The following is a 15,861-nucleotide window of genomic DNA, read 5'->3' as shown; positions in this document are numbered from 1 at the left end:
AAAAGTTCCCGCATTTTTGGGTTTCTGGAATAATTTTTATAAAATCCGGTAAAAATTACCGGATTTCTTTTTTCCCTACCGTATGAAAGTTGTTTTTAGCACACTGTTTACAGTTCTGGTCGCGGCGTTTGGATCACAAGCACAAACTTTTACCGAAGAGACTAATCAGTACAGAAATCATTACAAGGAGGAGTTCCTGCACTCGGAAAACTCACCGCTCAAAGCAGCGGATTTATCGTATTTGCAGTTCTATGAGCCCGATTCCACCTACCGCGTGGTGGCCCATTTTGAAAAAGCAAAAGGCAAATCCTTCGAAATGCCGACTTACAGCGGAATGAACAAGACCTACGTTAAGTATGGGGTACTGAAATTCAAGGTAAATGGCCGCAGACAAAAACTGACAGTGTACCGCAGCCTCAGCCTGCAACAACTTGCCAAATACAAGGATTATCTTTTTGTCCCTTTCAAAGACAAAACCAACGGCTCTGAAACTTACGGCGGCGGCCGCTACCTCGACCTGAAAACAACTGATCTGAAAGACGGAACCTGTGTGCTCGACTTCAACAAAGCATACAACCCTTATTGTGCATACAGTACCGGCTACAACTGCCCGATCCCACCGCTGAACAATCACCTGGCCATCGCGGTCACAGCCGGGGAAAAGAATTTCACCAAGCATCACCAGGAGGCGAGCATTAAATAGCCGCTCACAAAAAAGGCCCGACTTTTCAGCCGGGCCTTTTTTGTGAATGCCTTCGATCAGGCTTTCAATATTTCCTTTTGCTTCAAAATCCGCTCGAAAACCTTGATATCGTGCTCGGAAGTGAAAATATTAAACGGCAAATGCAGGAATTGTCCTTTTGAGATAACCAGTACATAGGCATCCTTGTCCTTGTAACCATCCAGGATCTGCTCCCATTTCATTACACTTCCCTCTTTCTGGTTAAGTTTCATGAGAATCTGGCGGTTGTCGATCTCATAAGAAAACTTCTCGAACATCGGCTTATACTGTGCGAGCTGGGTGATGCCGGTGAACTGGATCAGCCAGAACAGCACATAAAGGATAGAAGCAACCACAACGGTGATATAAATCCACAAATTAGGATAAATGCCTGTGAGGCTGATCACCGCATTGATCAGGATCAGGGCCACAGGTACGAGTACCCATTTAAGCTGCGTCTTGAAAAAATAACGCATGGCCAGGGAAATGTATTTTTGGGTAGGTAAGGCGTACTTCTTGGTACGAACCGCAGCCGGGTTCGTAGGCATTTGATAGACGGGCTGGTGTTTGTTTACCGAAACTTTGGCCATAACTCTGTTTAAATTAACGATCTTCTTCTTTGCGACGGCCGCTCAAAAACGTGGTCCGGGCAAAATGAAGTGCAAAGTTAGAAAAAAGCTCCCGAGATATGAGAAAGGTCTTCAAATAAAAAACTGTTATGAAAATTTGGTGTAATTTGTCTTTACTAACTGCGTTGAACATTTGAAAACTGCCGTTTTGAAGCCATATTCGGCAACTGATCATTGATAAAAGACTATCCTAAGCTACATGAGTTTCCTTTTTCCGTCCTTCCTGTGGGGTTTGCTGGCGATATCGGTTCCGATTGCCGTACACATTTTCAATTTCAGGCGGACAAAAAGGGTGTACTTTACCAATGTCGCATTTCTGAAAGCGGTTAAAACGCAGACGAAATCCATCCGCCAGATCAAACACTGGCTCGTAATGGCCGCGCGGATACTGGCCATTGCCTGCCTTGCGTTCGCTTTCTCACAGCCATTCATTCCCGCCGAAAGCGATGTGGCGGTCGACAAGCGCGGTATTACCAGCTTGTATCTGGACAATTCGCTCAGCATGGAAAGCGAGCTGAACAACAAGCGCTACCTGGACATCGCCACCGGCCGGTTAGGTGATCTTTTAGGGCTTTTCAAAAACGCGACCTCGCTGCAACTGGTAACTAACGATTTTTCGGCTCAGGAACAGGGCCTGTACCCTGCCGAAAAGCTGCGCGACCGCCTTACAACCATCGGGCTATCGGGCACACCGCGCACGCTCGAACAGGTATACAAGCGCCAGGAAAATCTTATGGCGCGCCATTCCCAAACGGGTAAAAACCAGCTTTTCTGGTTCTCGGACTTTCAGAAAAGCACCGCTGGGGACCTTTCGGCAATTCAAACCGATTCGACTAACCAGATCTTCCTTGTGCCGGTGCAGGCAGAAGCTGAAAAGAATGTATTTGTTGACTCCGCCTGGCTGAACACACCGTTTATCCGCGAGCTTCAAAACAATATACTATTCGTAAAAGTAAGTAACTCCGGCAACCGAGAGGCGCGGAACGTAGTACTCAGGCTGAGCCTGGATAATACCCAGGCGTCGACGGCGTCTGTCAATGTACCGGCAAACGGCAGCGCGACGGCCAAGTTCAACTTCAATCTGAAAGGAAAGGGCTACAAAAAAGGGCAGATCACGTTCGACGACTTCCCCGTTACTTTTGATAACGACTATTATTTTGTCCTGAACGCCTCACCGCTGATTCGCGTGCTGCATGTGTACGGGCAAAAGCCGGAAGGGAACTACATCGAGAACGTTTACGCGAACGATAGCCTTTTTACACTCCAAAGTTACAGCGCGCAGAATGTGGATCCGGGCCTGATCAAAAATTCGGATCTGGTGGTACTGGAAGGAGTAACCCAGCTCTCGGGTACCCTGCCGCAGGATTTGCAGGATTTCGTGCGGCAAGGCGGCAGTCTTGCGATCATCCCTCCCGCTGCACCGGCGGCGGACAGTTATGGACGTTTCCTAAGTGCATTGGGCATTAACGGAATTACTTCGGAAAAAGCCCTGGCTCCGCTCACACTCGCCCTGCCCGACCGCAACAACCCGTTTTTCAGCGATGTTTTCGAAGAATCGATGCGCCAGGAAATGAACCTTAACCTGCCCAATGCGTTGCCTGTTTGGAGCTGGGCGAGCGCGGGACAACAGTTACTTACCCTGCGCAATGGACAGACTTATCTTAACCAAGTATTGACGGGCTCCGGCAAAACCTACCTATTCGCGGCGCCTTTTAACCAGGAAAACGGGAATGTGGCCCAGCATGCTATATTTGTGCCGGTGATGTACAAAATCGCCGCCTCGAGCGTAAGGCAGCAGCGCACCTCTTTTACTTTTGATGAAAATCCGATCAGTCTCACAGTCGATAAACCAAAGCCCAACTCTGTTTATAAATTAAGACGGAATAAAACCGAGATTATCCCCGTGCAGCGCGTGGCCGGCAACCAGCTTTTGCTCGAAATCCCCCAGGGTGACCAGGCGGCCGACGGGCTCACGGCTGGCTACTTCGAACTGGTGCTCGACAACAAAATCGAACAGATCATCGCCCTGAACCACAACCATGCAGAATCCAAGCTGCAATACTACTCCCCCGACGAGCTGCGGGCTGCCTTTTCCGGAAAAAAGAACATCCAGGTCTTCGACCGTATCGACGACGATGCCTTCTCCACCGCGTTCCAGCAGCAGAATATGGGGACTAATCTTTGGAAGTTCTTCCTTTACGCTGCATTGTTCTTTCTGCTTGTGGAAATCGGGTTGATCAGATTTATGAAATAGTAATTATCGTGTGACGATTTAGCGGTTTTTACCTCCGCGGGGCAATGTGTAAATTTGGGGAATCAAAAGCGCACCACTATGAAAACACCTTCTCAAAACAAATCCGTCAGAAAACACGGCAATTTCGTTGAGTCTTCTTATCCTGATCTTGAAGAAACATCGGTTCGCCAATTTAACGAGCCCATTTTCGCCTATGCACACCTTGATCCCACCAAACATGGGCGTGTGATTTGTGAGGATCTTACGCCCGAAGAAGAGGCTATGGCCAATGATCCCAACGTAAAGCCTTTTTCATACGTTTCGGATTCCGCGGAATATGTAAGAAGAATCCGCCGCGATTTCAGATGCTAGGATGCTTTTACTGGATACGAATATCCTCATTGATTATCTGAGGGGAAAGCAGCCCGCTATCGAATTCATTGATTGTACAGGTAAGCCACGCTTGGCCGCCAATACGGTTGTCGTGCTGGAACTTTATAATGGCTGTCTCAACAAAGCGGAGCTTGCAAAAATCAAGCGTCTGCTGAATGGCTTCAATCATCTTGAAATTAATGAAGTCATTGCGCAGGCAGCTATGTACATCGGTCAAAGTTTTGCATTGTCTCACTCGGTAACTGCTTCGGATGCATTAATCGCGGCGACGGCACTCGTTTACAATCTCGAACTGCGCACGGCAAACCTGAAAGATTTCAGAATGATTCCAGGCCTAAAAGTGTCGAACGCGTTACGGTAATGGCACTTTTAAAAAGTCGATACCCGACCTTCTGACTATTGCTGACAGAGATTTAACAACATCCCTTTCATCTCACAGGTTTTTAAACCAATTTTGCGGGAAAATATCATTTCATAAATGCTTTCATCCCGAATAGGAATCCTTGGTGGCGGGCAGCTGGGGCTTATGCTGCTCCAAGCCGCTGTGGACTGGAACCTCGATATTCATGTACTCGACCCGGACGCTGAAGCACCGTGCCGGAAAATAGCGCCTCATTTCACGCAGGGATCGCTACAAGACTTTGATACGGTATATAACTTTGGCAAAAACCTCGACGTCATTACCATTGAAATAGAAAAGGTAAATGTGGAGGCGCTCGAGGTGCTGGAAAAAGAAGGAAAAAAGGTCTATCCGCAGCCTTCCGTGATCCGCCAGATACAAGACAAACGCATTCAAAAGCAGTTTTACGCAGAAAAACTGCTTCCTACCGCGGAATTTATACTGACAGAAAACCGCGACGATGTTTCCAACTACATTTCATTTCTTCCTGCATTTCATAAACTCGGGAAAGACGGCTACGATGGCCGCGGAGTGCAGCGCCTGACGTCGGCCAGCGACCTCGACAAGGCATTCGACAAGCCAGGGTTGTTGGAAAAAGCGGTCCCGTTTGAAAAAGAACTGGCAGTGATTGTAGCGCGTAATGCCAATGGGGAAGTAGAAACATTCCCGACCGTGGAAATGGTATTCCATCCCGAGCATAACCTGGTAGAATACCTTTTTGCACCAGCAGAAATTAGCGCTGAAGTAAATGCCAAAGCGCAGAAAATTGCCCGCAAAACGGCCGAAGCGTTCCAGATCGTGGGATTGCTGGCAGTAGAGCTGTTTCTTACGCCAGACGGCGAAGTACTGATCAACGAAGTGGCGCCCCGGCCGCATAACAGTGGTCACCACACAATACGCGCCAATGCGACTTCGCAATATGAGCAACACTGGCGGGCGATCCTGAACCTGCCGCTGGGCAGCACGCATGCCTACGGGCCGTCGGCAATGGTGAACCTGCTGGGCGAGGATGGCTATGAAGGGCCGGCAGTGTACGAAGGAATGGAGAAGTTGCTGGCCACGCCCCAGGTGTTTCCGTTCCTTTACTGGAAAGCGATCACCAAGCCGTTCCGCAAAATGGGTCATATCACGATTATGGACACGGATATCGCTTCGCTGAAAGCCAAAGTGGATTTTGTCAGAAACAATATTAAAGTAATCAGTCACAAAACGAAGTAAGACAGACCAATGGTAGGGATTATCATGGGCAGCCTTTCGGATAGAAAGGTAATGCAACTTGCCGCAGACGCATTGGCGGAACTCGGTATTTCATTTGAAATGGAAATCGTATCGGCGCACCGCACGCCTGAGCGCATGCTCGAATACGCAGCATCGGCGCGTAGCCGGGGATTGCGGGTGATCATCGCAGGCGCAGGCGGGGCCGCTCATTTGCCAGGGATGGTAGCTTCCCTGACATCCCTTCCGGTTATCGGCGTCCCGGTCTTGTCGAGTAACTCGATAGATGGTTGGGATTCGGTGCTTTCCATTCTGCAAATGCCAGCTGGTGTTCCGGTTGCGACAGTAGCACTGGACGGTGCGAGAAATGCCGGAATCCTCGCTGCGCAGATCATCGGAGCGAGCGATGCCGAGGTCGCAAAAAGGCTTGATGTATTCAAAGAGAGCCTGAAAGAGAAAGTTGCGGTGATGAACGAGGAATTGAAAAATCAACTTGGAAACTAGGTTGTCTTTATTATTTTCGTAGAAAATTAACTCCACTAAAAAATAGAATCCGGCCAGGTTATGGAAGACGAATTCCCGAAAAAAAGAAATATACGTCCCACTGAAAAGTCGAATCTGCCCATTGTCACATTGCTCGTGTTGGTGTTGCTGGTACTAGCGATGCTCTACGTTGGCTACGAATATATTTCTGACAGCTCTTCCAGCTCCGAAGAACTTACGTCGGTGGTCGTCGATTCGACGCTCGAAGAAAGTGCCACCGAACCGGTAAGCGACGAACCGGTACCTGCCGACGAGTCTGTTGAAAACACCAAGCCTGAACCGGCTAAGGAAAAGACCGAAGAACCTAAAAAGGAAGAGAAACCTTCCATTTCGGCTTCATCCATCGGTGGAGAGCAAATCACACATACCGTTCAGAGTGGTGAAACATTTTCGAGCATTGCCTCTCGCTACAACCTCAAAACGGAAACCTTACAAGGCCTTAATTCTTCCGTCTCTGAAGTAAAAGCAGGTGTTACCAAATTGAAAGTACAGGTAAAAGCGGTTCATACCGTCGGTCCTGGCGATGTACTTCGCGTGGTGGCCAACAAATATGGCATTACCAAGGAAGCGCTGATGAAAGCCAATGGTAAAACCCGCGACTTCTCCGAAAGAGGCGAAAAACTGATCATCCCTTTCCCGGATAAAAAATAAGATTTCAATATTGCAAAAACAAAGAATCCCGGAGCTGACTGCCCCGGGATTTTCTTTGCACTGAATTGAAGGGTTTAATGCTAGTTGTTGAAGCCCCGACCGCCACCCCCGCCGGGACCACGACCTCCACCCGGGTAGCCCATTCCTCCGTCGAAATCACGTCTTCTGAAATTACCGTCGTTGTTAGAAGGCATCTTGCCGAAGTTTCTCAAAGTATAAGTGAATGTGAGCATAGCGTATTGTGTGAGCACGCGGTTGGTAACGTCCTGCACGTAAGTCTCGGTAACATTACGGGTAATGCTGTTGTTCTGTTTCAAAATATCGAAAACCGTCAGTTTCAGCTCCCCTGCATTGTTTTTAAGAAATTTCTTGCCGATGCTGGCGTTCCAGAGCGTAAAATTCTGATTATAGCCTGCACCCAACCCCCGGTATGACTGATTGTTGATATCACTTTGCAAGACAAATCCTTTTCCAAAAATCCAGTTGACGCGGCCAGTGATGCCCTGCGTGTAATAGTTGTTATTCAGATTAGGCTGGATACTGTTGCGCACCACATTATAATTACCTGAATAGGACACTGTAAAGTCGAGCTTGTCGCTGATATTGCTGCTCACCACCAGGCCTTGCGAAATCGCGTAAGTATTAGAATAGTTAGGCACATTGTTGATCATACCTGGTGACCGCACATAGTTGAAACCTGTCGTCACGTTCAAATTCAGCTTCAATGGGGCGATCGGCTTTCCGTAGGCGAAGAACGAGCGTGCGTTCCAGCTCCCATCCACGTTGATCGGCGCGGTAAATTTGGCGCCTCTTTCCAGGAACAGGCCATTGGGTAATGTCTCAGGTTTCTGCGCGATGTAAGTCGAATTAACAATCGCATTGTTGGTCTGCGTTACGAAAATCATCGCATTAAGGCTGTAAGGTCTCTTCGCGCCTGCCAGCGAGTAGCGAACGTTGATCATATTGCGGTATTCCTGTTTCAGGTCGGGATTACCGGCTGTGAGCGACAACGGGTTGCTGTTATCGACCACATTCTGCAACTGTGAAATCGACGGCTGACTGGTCGAGCTCCGGAAAAATGCCCGGAATTGTGCGCCTTCTTTCGAACGGTAGTTCACCATAAAATTGGGGAGAATATTGGTAAATGACTGATCGACTTTGTTGTTAACCGGCGCCAGTTGCTGGCTGTACAAGCCGGTATTCTGAAAATCAAGCCCTAGATTGGCCGACCAGCTGTTTTTTCGGTAACGGTATCCCAAGCCGGCGCGATTGGTAATGTAGCGGTTATCAAAATTGTTAGTCAAAAGCGAATCCAGATCGGAATATGTGCCATCGTCATAGCTCATATTATAAGTATCCTTATTCGAATTGCTATTCTGTATTGTGAGTCCATAGTTGAACTGCAACTGGCCCGTGGTGCTGATCGGCTCGGTATACACCAGGTTTCCGCCTAATGTAATACCATCCGAATGCGTGAAACTACGCTGATCGATCGTATCGCCCCGCATAACGGTGTCCCCCAATGCCAGGTTATCAAAATAGGTATTTCTCGAATACAGGTCACGACGACCGTTCTTATCGTTCACTTGTGTATTGAAATTGAATGAAACCGTGCGGCCCTTTTTCTCAAATGCATGACGGAACAGAATGTCGTTCGAGAAGTTGTAACCCTTGTTGGCATTGCCCTGACTGTTGTCGGAGCTGTTGACATTGCTGCCGTCGGAAGCCAATGTTGTGAGCCCGGCCTTCACACTTCCGGAATGATTATCCTGGAAACTTAGTCGAGGCGTGATAATAAGCGAATTTTTAGGATCGATATTGTACTCGATCCGGAAGTTCAGCCGGTGATTGGAATTGGTAGTATTGGTCCGGCTGTTTTCATTATAAAACTGGTTGCCGGCTCCCCCTTGCAGAAAATACTCTTGCGAAAGGCCCTGCACATTGCTATTACTTGTTCTGTTAAAGAAATAGCTGCCGCTAACGTCGAGTTTCTTGCCTATTTTATTGGAATAGTTCAAACCGAACGAGTTGGTACCGGTGATACCGCTCTGGTTGCCCACCAGGAAATTACCGGCTGAGCCTCCACCACCACGGTTACCTCCACCTCCGCCGCCGGACACACCCAGCAGATCCTGGCTGGAAAAATTCTGATTGTTGATGTTATTGCTCAGCCCGATGACCGATATACGCTGGTTACCCTTGAAAAAACTTACGTTTCCGCCGGCCTGATAGCGGTCGTCGAGACCGTATCCGGCGAAAACTTTGCCAAACTGCCCCATCCGTTTGTCGGCCTTGGTGACGATATTGATCGTTTTCTGCGCATTTCCATCGTCGAAGCCGGTAAATTGCGCCTGGTCGCTGAGCTTATCGAATACCTCGATTTTATCTACAACTTCTGCGGGAAGGTTTTTCAGGGTTAATGCGGCATCGTCTCCGAAGAACGGCTTTCCATCCACCAAAACTTTATTAACCGTCTCTCCATGAGCCGTTACAGTTCCATTTGTGACGGTAATACCAGGCATTTTCTGGATAAGGTCTTCGGTCGTAGCATCCGGGTTGGTTTTAAATGCAGCCGCATTGAATTGCGTGGTATCACCTTTTTGTTCCATGGCAGTCACCTGCCCTATCACTTTCACCTCTTTCAGGTTTGCAACCGCTTCGGTAAGGGTAATAATCCCCAGATTTTCAACATCCTTGGTAACCGTTATGGTCCGGGAGAAATCTTTATAACTTAAATAGGAAACCTTCACCAGATAAGAAACTTGTTTGGCAAGTCCGGTAAAAGTGAATTTCCCGTTTACATCCGTCGTCACATATTCCGGCTTGGCATCGGGGGTGTTGCGGCTCACGGCCACATAAGCGCCTACCACCGCTTCACGCGTCACGCTATCGACAACGCTGCCGGTAATCTGTGCATTCTGTGCGAAAGCCGGGGCGGCAAAACCGGCGAGCAAAAGGACGATGAATGTAAATCTGTTCATGACTTGTAAAGGTTTATTGCTGGTTAGAGCTCCCTTTGCTACCAAAGTTTAATGCATTCCGGCAATAAACCTTTACAATCGACAGTATTGGATATTTTAATAGACCAACGGGTATTTTTCGCCGACGAAAAGGCTGTCGGTTATCGGCCGTCGGCGGTCAACTATTTCAACCACTCTCCCAACAAACCCTTATAGCTCGCCAAAAACCGCTCATAAGCCTTTTCCAGCGCGGGTAGCGCCTCTGCAAGCGTACTCGTATCGTCCGATTTGAGCCGCCATTCGGCATCTCGTGCAATTTCCGCGACCTGTGAAACGCCTACCGTGCCTCCGCTTCCCTTTAATGTGTGCAGGTTACTTTTCACGGTTTTGATATCTCCGGCTTTATAAGCCTCCAGAGCACCTGCCACGAGTTCATTGGATTCACTGACAAAATCCTCGAACACCGACCACACCAGATCGGCACCGCCGATACCGGCAAGCTGGTCAATGATTTCCTTGTCGAGCACCGGCACCATTGCCTCTTGTGCAATTTCCTTCTGCTTTTGTTCGAGTTTACGGTTTTCCATATTGCCCATCAACTCCTTCACCTTCTGCACAAGCGTCTGCGCACGTATGGGTTTGGCAATGTAGTCGTCCATACCCTGGCTCATAAACCGGTCACGGTCCTCTTTCATAGAGTAGGCCGTCATGGCAACAATCGGCGGCAAACCTTTTGAGAAGCGCTTTTTCAGTTCCTGGGTCGTTTCTACCCCGTCCATATCCGGCATTTGAATATCCATAAAAATGATATCGTAGCCCTTCCCGTCGGAATGGTACCGTTTCTCCACCATTTCGATAGCCTTGAACCCGCTTTCGGCCAGATCGGTTTCGCAACCCGATTTTTTTAGGATTTCATTCGCTACTTTCCTGTTCACCGCATTGTCATCAACAAGCAGGATCAGCGGGTGGTAATCGGTAAACACATCTTCGATCGGTGTTTCTTCCTGCTGCGTGATGGTGCTCACCTGGGCGATCGAGGTTTCCTTGGTTTCGAAAGTAAACCAGAATGTGCTTCCCTCTCCCAGGGTCGACTCCACGCCGATTTCCCCGTTCATCAGTGCGCAAAGCTGTTTGGAAATAGCCAGGCCAAGCCCGGTACCGCCAAACGATTTGCGCGAGGAGTTGTCCAGCTGGGTAAATGAAGTAAACAGAATCTGCTTGTCGGTTGCACTGATACCGATCCCCGAATCCTGCACTTCCACTTTGATTTTGTGGAATAGGCCTTCTTTTTTCTCTAATGTGAGCAGCACCTTCACAGATCCGTTCTCCGTGAATTTCAATGCATTAGAGGTGAGATTGGACATAATCTGCAATAACCTGGTCTGATCTGCGATGATGAATTTCGGAATGTCGGGTCCGATATGATAGGTGAGCGTATTGCCCTTGCTTTTGGCGGTTTGCCCAAAAAGTGAAACCAGTTTGAGCAGTAATTCTTCCACCGCAATGGGCGCCTCGTGCAGCTCCATTTTGCCCGCTTCAATTTTCGAAAGGTCGAGAATATCGTTCAGGATGTTCAGCAGCGTTTCCGACGACCGTTTGATGGTCAGGACATAATCCTTTTGCTCGGCATTCAGCGGCGTCTCACCCAACAGGTCGATCATCCCGATCACCCCATTCATTGGCGTTCGGATTTCATGGCTCATATTGGCCAAAAAACCTTCTTTCACCTTCAAGGAGCGCTCGGCGTGCTCTTTGGCTTTCAGTAATTCGAGCTCGTTGCGTTTCAGCTCGGTAATGTCTCGGGCGAGCACAGCCACCTCGGTCGGTTTGCCTTTGTCGTTGGTAAACATCAGCATGTTGATCATAAACTGACGCTCCGTGCCGTCTTTGCGGTACATCGTAATCTCGAAGTTCCGCAGGCTTTTCGTCTTCCGAAGCCGGATTAACGCAGAGTGAATGCGCTTTTTATCCGCGAAAAACTCGGTAACCTTGTGCCCGATCACTTCCTCAGGCAAGTACCCCAGCCGTTTAAGCACCGACTGGCTGATCATCGTGATTTCGCCCAGGCGGTTGATACGGCAATAAATATCCTGCAAGTTTTCGAAAATGCCCCTGAAAAGCTCCTCACTATGCCTCAGCGAAAGCTCGGCTTCCTTTCTACGCGTAATGTCGCGGGCGATACCGGACACCTCCTCGATCACGCCGTCGGCATAGTGGATCGGATTCAGGTAAAATTCCAGCCACATTTCGCCGGCATCTTTCCGGTCGATTTTGAATTCGAAATACTGCGGCTCGCCGCGTAGCGCCTGCCGGTACTTGGTTTCCAGCGTCCGGCGGTTACTGTTGCCGACCATACGCCACCCGAACTTCTCCGCACTGGATTGGAGCGACGGCCTCACACCCAGCTGATTATGAATCAGATCGGCATAATTCCGGTTAAAGGAGGTCAGTTGCAGTGATTTATTCACCGACCAAATCAAATGTGAACTGCTATCGAAAATCGCATTCAGGCGCGCGAGGTACTTGCTCAGCTCTTCCTCACTTTGCTTGCGCGCGATCGCCATCGCTACCTGCCCGGAAATGAATTCCAGCAATTCGAGGTCGCGTGTATCGAACATATTAGGATCATCGTAGGATTTCACCCCGATAATCCCTGTCACCCGGTCACCTATACGCAGGGGGACGCACAGGAGAACTTTCGGCGTGACGCCGTACAGATACAAGCTGTTCGTCTTGGCCAGCTTCTCAATATCTTTATCGGAAAGGAATAATGGCTTGTTAGAAGCAATCGCATACTCTGTAAGACCATTACCCAGCTTCCGTTTGGTAAACCGGACATTGCCTTTGAAATACTGATCTACATAATACGGGAAGTAAATGTAGCTTTTGCTGGGATCGTACAGCGCGATAAAGAAATTCCGCACGTCGATGATTTTGCCCAGCTCGTCGTGAATACCATGATAAAATTCGTCGAGATTCTGGGTATTGACCGTCCAGTTAGCGATGCTGTAATACAGGTTCTGCGCCTTTTCTGCCCTGATTTTCTCTGTAAAATCATTTAGAATACAACGGAATGCGGTCGGTTTACCATTGTCGAAACGGCAGTTCACGCTACCGGCAACAAATACCTTTTTCCCATCCCGATTCATGAAAACCGCTTCGAAACTCGGGTTGGCAATTCCTTGTTCGATCAGTTTCAACTGTTCGAGCGCCTCTTCCCTGTGCTGGGGGTGTAAAATATCCTCCATCCGCATGGAAGCGATTTCGTCCAGTCCGTAACCCAGTACTTCGCGCCAGGCTTTGTTGACAAATATGAATTTACCATCGATCGCTACCAATTGGATCAGATCGCTGGTGTTATCCACCAGGTCCTGCAATTGCGAATTGGATTTGGCAATGGCCGATTCCATTCTCCTGCGACGAGTGATGTCATCGCCGACGAGCGTAATGCATTCTACCTCTTCATTTTCCTGATGCATCAGCACCGAATTGATCGAGAAGGTACGCAGCGTCCCTTTCTGAGCGAGGAACGGTACTTCCCGCTGTTCAAGTTTGCGTTTTCCCTGAATTCCCTCTTCGAGCATTTGCCTTACCTCGTGCTCCTCTTCCTTCGGGATCAGCTTATCGAATATACTGAAACCAACGAGGTCAGACTCATGCCAGCCGGTTTTCATCAGGGCATGCGGGCTTACACTACGAATCGTAAAATCAGGTGAAAAGGTAATTCCGATCAGGTTTAAATGCTGAAGTGTGTGGTGAATAGTCTGCCAGTCGGTCTGGGATAAAATCAGTTCCATGGGTCCCGGTACAATCGCACTTTTAAGTTTCCTTCCAATTCTTTATTCGATAAATCTACGAATTAAGACGTAATTTTGGCTTGTGAAAATGAATTATAAAAAACCGGATGATTCCAAAGTGCGGGCTAAAAAGCATCTGGGCCAGCACTTTTTGAAAGATTTGAATATTGCCCAACGCATCGTCGACGGACTCTCCGGCCACGGTGGCTATGATCGTGTCCTGGAAATCGGGCCAGGAATGGGCGTTCTTACCCAATTTCTTTTACCCAAAACCAGCTTTATTACCCATGTTATCGAGATCGACACCGAATCGGTCGCTTATCTTGAAAAGCATTATCCGGAACTCTCGCCACGCATTATCGCAGGTGATTTCCTGAAATTCAACCCGGGCGACTACTTTACCGACAAGTTCGCAATCATCGGAAATTTCCCTTACAACATTTCGTCCCAGATATTTTTCCGTGCCCTGGAAATCCGCGACCGTATTCCGGAGATTGTTTGTATGCTGCAAAAGGAAGTCGCCCAGCGGATTGCATCACCCCCAGGAAACAAGGACTACGGTATTCTGAGCGTGCTCCTGCAAGCTTTTTATGATATCGACTACCTCGTGTCGGTACCTCCCGGCGCGTTCGATCCCCCTCCGAAAGTGCAATCGGGAGTAATAAGGCTCCGCCGGAACGCAGTAGCGGCACTCGAATGCGATGAAAAGCTGTTTTTCAGGATGGTGAAAACGGCGTTCAACCAGCGGCGCAAAACTTTGCGCAATGCACTGAAACCGGTAGGCGAAATACCGGACCATCCGTTGCTCAACAAGCGGGCCGAACAGTTGAGTGTTCAGGACTTCGTTACGTTGACGTTACTTGCCCAGAATACACAGGCGACGAACTAAACCTTCTCTGAGATAGTATATTCAATAAGCTAAAAGCATTTCGCCAATCGCTAAAAGCTCATTACCATGACGTTCGAATTAACCCAGCAATACGTAGACCACATTCAGGAACTGATTGAAAAAGAGGACTCTGCGGCCATCCGGTCGGAAATGGAAAACCTCTTTGCTGCGGATATTACCAGCTTGTTGTCCGAGCTGGAAACGGAAAGCGCGAAATTCCTGGTTAATCAGCTGAACGTCGAAACCGGTGCGGCGATCCTTGCTGATATGGACCGGGGCGAGCGCAGGGACTTTCTGAAAGCCTTTACCTCGGAGGAAATATCCAAATTCGTCAACCTGTTCGACTCCGACGACGCCGTGGATTTGCTTAACGAGCAGCCCATTCGCGTCCGTGAAGAAGTGATCGCGTTGCTCGAAGACCGCGAACAAGCCCGGTTTATCCTCGACCTGCTGCATTACGATGAAGATGTGGCCGGTGGTCTGATGCAGAAGGAGCTTGTAAAAGCGAACGAAAACTGGACGGTAAACCAATGTATTGAAGAGCTGCGCACACAGGCCGAGGACGTAGAGAAGGTATATGCGGTGTATGTGGTGGATGATTTTGGCAAGCTGCTGGGCATTCTTTCCCTGAAAAGGATCGTGCTGGCGCACAAGAATACCAAAATCGAGAGCCTGTATGACAAAGACGTTATTTTCGTCGAAACCTACCGCCCCGCCGAGGAAGTGGCCGAACTCATGCGGCGCTATGACCTCGACGCATTGCCGGTTGTGAATGTCCAGGGAAAACTGCTCGGCCGCATAACGATCGATGATATTGTCGATGTGATTACCGACCAGGCGAGTTCGGATACCCTGGCTATGGCAGGTATTACCGGAGATGTGGAGGAAGACGACAGCATCTGGCAGCAAACCAAGGCACGTTTACCGTGGCTGCTCGTGGGTATGATGGGGGGAATCCTTGCCGCGAAATTTATCAGCTTTTTTGAAGGCGACCTCAAAATCATTCCTGCTATGGCCGCATTTATTCCTATCATCGGTTCGACCGGCGGAAATGTGGGGATACAGACTTCCTCGATCATTCTACAAGGACTTGCAGATAAAACCGGTATTGATACCACATTAGGTCAGCGTCTGATCAGAATGTTCGCCGTAGCTTTTATTAATGGGCTCATAATCAGCGCTATCGTTTTCGGATTTAATATGCTGATTGGAAATGATGTGCAGCTGGCATTAGTCGTTTCAACCGCGTTGATGTCGGTGGTGTTTCTTGCCTCCTTTATGGGAACATTAACACCGATTCTACTTGAAAAGATAGGGATTAATCCGGCAGTAGCATCCGGACCGTTCATCACCACAGCCAATGACCTGATCGGTTACGGTGTGTATTTTGGTCTAGCCCATTTACTGCTGAAACTATAATCTGAACGCCA

The 15,861-nt window shown here is 48.7% G+C and carries 12 protein-coding genes; 9 read left to right on the top strand and 3 right to left on the bottom strand.

Going from position 1 to position 15,861, the window contains the following annotated elements; all coding sequences use genetic code 11:
* The first annotated feature begins 82 nt into the window (after positions 1 to 82).
* Positions 83 to 703 carry a DUF1684 domain-containing protein gene (locus tag ACQ4MZ_RS13190; RefSeq protein WP_430845546.1) on the top strand — a complete coding sequence of 207 codons (621 nt, stop codon included), beginning with the start codon at positions 83 to 85 and terminating at the stop codon, positions 701 to 703.
* Positions 704 to 759: 56 nt separating this feature from the next.
* On the opposite strand, the gene ACQ4MZ_RS13185 is transcribed toward ACQ4MZ_RS13190, so the two are convergent.
* Complete coding sequence (locus ACQ4MZ_RS13185) at positions 760 to 1,311, bottom strand: YcxB family protein (protein WP_430845545.1); 552 nt, start codon at positions 1,309 to 1,311, stop codon at positions 760 to 762.
* A 238-nt stretch (positions 1,312 to 1,549) separates the two neighbouring features.
* Here ACQ4MZ_RS13185 and ACQ4MZ_RS13180 point away from each other — a divergent pair, with 238 nt between their 5' ends.
* From ACQ4MZ_RS13180 to ACQ4MZ_RS13155, 6 genes are all read left to right on the top strand, one after another.
* Positions 1,550 to 3,604, top strand: coding sequence for a BatA domain-containing protein (locus ACQ4MZ_RS13180; protein ID WP_430845544.1), 2,055 nt, complete (start codon positions 1,550 to 1,552; stop codon positions 3,602 to 3,604).
* A gap of 78 nt (positions 3,605 to 3,682) precedes the next feature.
* Complete coding sequence (locus ACQ4MZ_RS13175; RefSeq protein WP_430845543.1) at positions 3,683 to 3,955, top strand: hypothetical protein; 273 nt, start codon at positions 3,683 to 3,685, stop codon at positions 3,953 to 3,955.
* Between the two features lies 1 nt (position 3,956).
* The gene (locus ACQ4MZ_RS13170; RefSeq protein WP_430845542.1) at positions 3,957 to 4,337 is read left to right on the top strand and encodes a type II toxin-antitoxin system VapC family toxin; all 381 of its coding nucleotides are present in this window, start codon (positions 3,957 to 3,959) and stop codon (positions 4,335 to 4,337) included.
* A gap of 117 nt (positions 4,338 to 4,454) precedes the next feature.
* Entirely contained in the window at positions 4,455 to 5,594 is a 1,140-nt protein-coding gene (locus ACQ4MZ_RS13165; RefSeq protein WP_430845541.1) for a 5-(carboxyamino)imidazole ribonucleotide synthase, read from the top strand.
* A gap of 9 nt (positions 5,595 to 5,603) precedes the next feature.
* Positions 5,604 to 6,095, top strand: a complete 492-nt coding sequence (purE, locus tag ACQ4MZ_RS13160) for a 5-(carboxyamino)imidazole ribonucleotide mutase (protein ID WP_430845540.1) — start codon at positions 5,604 to 5,606, stop codon at positions 6,093 to 6,095.
* A gap of 60 nt (positions 6,096 to 6,155) precedes the next feature.
* On the top strand, positions 6,156 to 6,785 hold the full coding sequence (locus tag ACQ4MZ_RS13155; protein ID WP_430845539.1) for a LysM peptidoglycan-binding domain-containing protein: 630 nt from the start codon (positions 6,156 to 6,158) through the stop codon (positions 6,783 to 6,785).
* Between the two features lie 80 nt (positions 6,786 to 6,865).
* Here the strand turns inward: ACQ4MZ_RS13155 and ACQ4MZ_RS13150 are convergent, their stop codons facing one another.
* Together ACQ4MZ_RS13150 and ACQ4MZ_RS13145 are read right to left on the bottom strand one after the other, a co-directional pair.
* Positions 6,866 to 9,766 carry a TonB-dependent receptor domain-containing protein gene (locus ACQ4MZ_RS13150; protein ID WP_430845538.1) on the bottom strand — a complete coding sequence of 967 codons (2,901 nt, stop codon included), beginning with the start codon at positions 9,764 to 9,766 and terminating at the stop codon, positions 6,866 to 6,868.
* A 161-nt stretch (positions 9,767 to 9,927) separates the two neighbouring features.
* Positions 9,928 to 13,542, bottom strand: a complete 3,615-nt coding sequence (locus ACQ4MZ_RS13145) for a PAS domain S-box protein (protein WP_430845537.1) — start codon at positions 13,540 to 13,542, stop codon at positions 9,928 to 9,930.
* 88 nt (positions 13,543 to 13,630) lie between these two features.
* Here ACQ4MZ_RS13145 and rsmA point away from each other — a divergent pair, with 88 nt between their 5' ends.
* Positions 13,631 to 14,431 carry a 16S rRNA (adenine(1518)-N(6)/adenine(1519)-N(6))-dimethyltransferase RsmA gene (gene rsmA / locus ACQ4MZ_RS13140; RefSeq protein WP_430845536.1) on the top strand — a complete coding sequence of 267 codons (801 nt, stop codon included), beginning with the start codon at positions 13,631 to 13,633 and terminating at the stop codon, positions 14,429 to 14,431.
* Positions 14,432 to 14,497: 66 nt separating this feature from the next.
* The gene (gene mgtE, locus ACQ4MZ_RS13135; protein WP_430845535.1) at positions 14,498 to 15,850 is read left to right on the top strand and encodes a magnesium transporter; all 1,353 of its coding nucleotides are present in this window, start codon (positions 14,498 to 14,500) and stop codon (positions 15,848 to 15,850) included.
* The last annotated feature ends 11 nt before the right edge of the window (positions 15,851 to 15,861 follow it).

Origin of the sequence: Dyadobacter sp. BHUBP1 (assembly GCF_050587785.1) — a bacterium.
Lineage (GTDB): Bacteria > Bacteroidota > Bacteroidia > Cytophagales > Spirosomataceae > Dyadobacter.
This window is presented reverse-complemented; position numbering and strand designations above follow the sequence as displayed.

Excerpts from the sequence above, each read along its gene's own strand:
- ACQ4MZ_RS13145 (WP_430845537.1), bottom strand. The coding sequence starts at position 13,542 with ATGGAACTGATTTTATCCCAGACCGACTGGCAGACTATTCACCACACA.
- purE (WP_430845540.1), top strand. The coding sequence starts at position 5,604 with ATGGTAGGGATTATCATGGGCAGCCTTTCGGATAGAAAGGTAATGCAA.
- ACQ4MZ_RS13165 (WP_430845541.1), top strand. The coding sequence starts at position 4,455 with ATGCTTTCATCCCGAATAGGAATCCTTGGTGGCGGGCAGCTGGGGCTT.
- ACQ4MZ_RS13170 (WP_430845542.1), top strand. The coding sequence starts at position 3,957 with ATGCTTTTACTGGATACGAATATCCTCATTGATTATCTGAGGGGAAAG.
- mgtE (WP_430845535.1), top strand. The coding sequence starts at position 14,498 with ATGACGTTCGAATTAACCCAGCAATACGTAGACCACATTCAGGAACTG.
- ACQ4MZ_RS13150 (WP_430845538.1), bottom strand. The coding sequence starts at position 9,766 with ATGAACAGATTTACATTCATCGTCCTTTTGCTCGCCGGTTTTGCCGCC.
- ACQ4MZ_RS13190 (WP_430845546.1), top strand. The coding sequence starts at position 83 with ATGAAAGTTGTTTTTAGCACACTGTTTACAGTTCTGGTCGCGGCGTTT.
- rsmA (WP_430845536.1), top strand. The coding sequence starts at position 13,631 with ATGAATTATAAAAAACCGGATGATTCCAAAGTGCGGGCTAAAAAGCAT.
- ACQ4MZ_RS13155 (WP_430845539.1), top strand. The coding sequence starts at position 6,156 with ATGGAAGACGAATTCCCGAAAAAAAGAAATATACGTCCCACTGAAAAG.
- ACQ4MZ_RS13175 (WP_430845543.1), top strand. The coding sequence starts at position 3,683 with ATGAAAACACCTTCTCAAAACAAATCCGTCAGAAAACACGGCAATTTC.
- ACQ4MZ_RS13185 (WP_430845545.1), bottom strand. The coding sequence starts at position 1,311 with ATGGCCAAAGTTTCGGTAAACAAACACCAGCCCGTCTATCAAATGCCT.
- ACQ4MZ_RS13180 (WP_430845544.1), top strand. The coding sequence starts at position 1,550 with ATGAGTTTCCTTTTTCCGTCCTTCCTGTGGGGTTTGCTGGCGATATCG.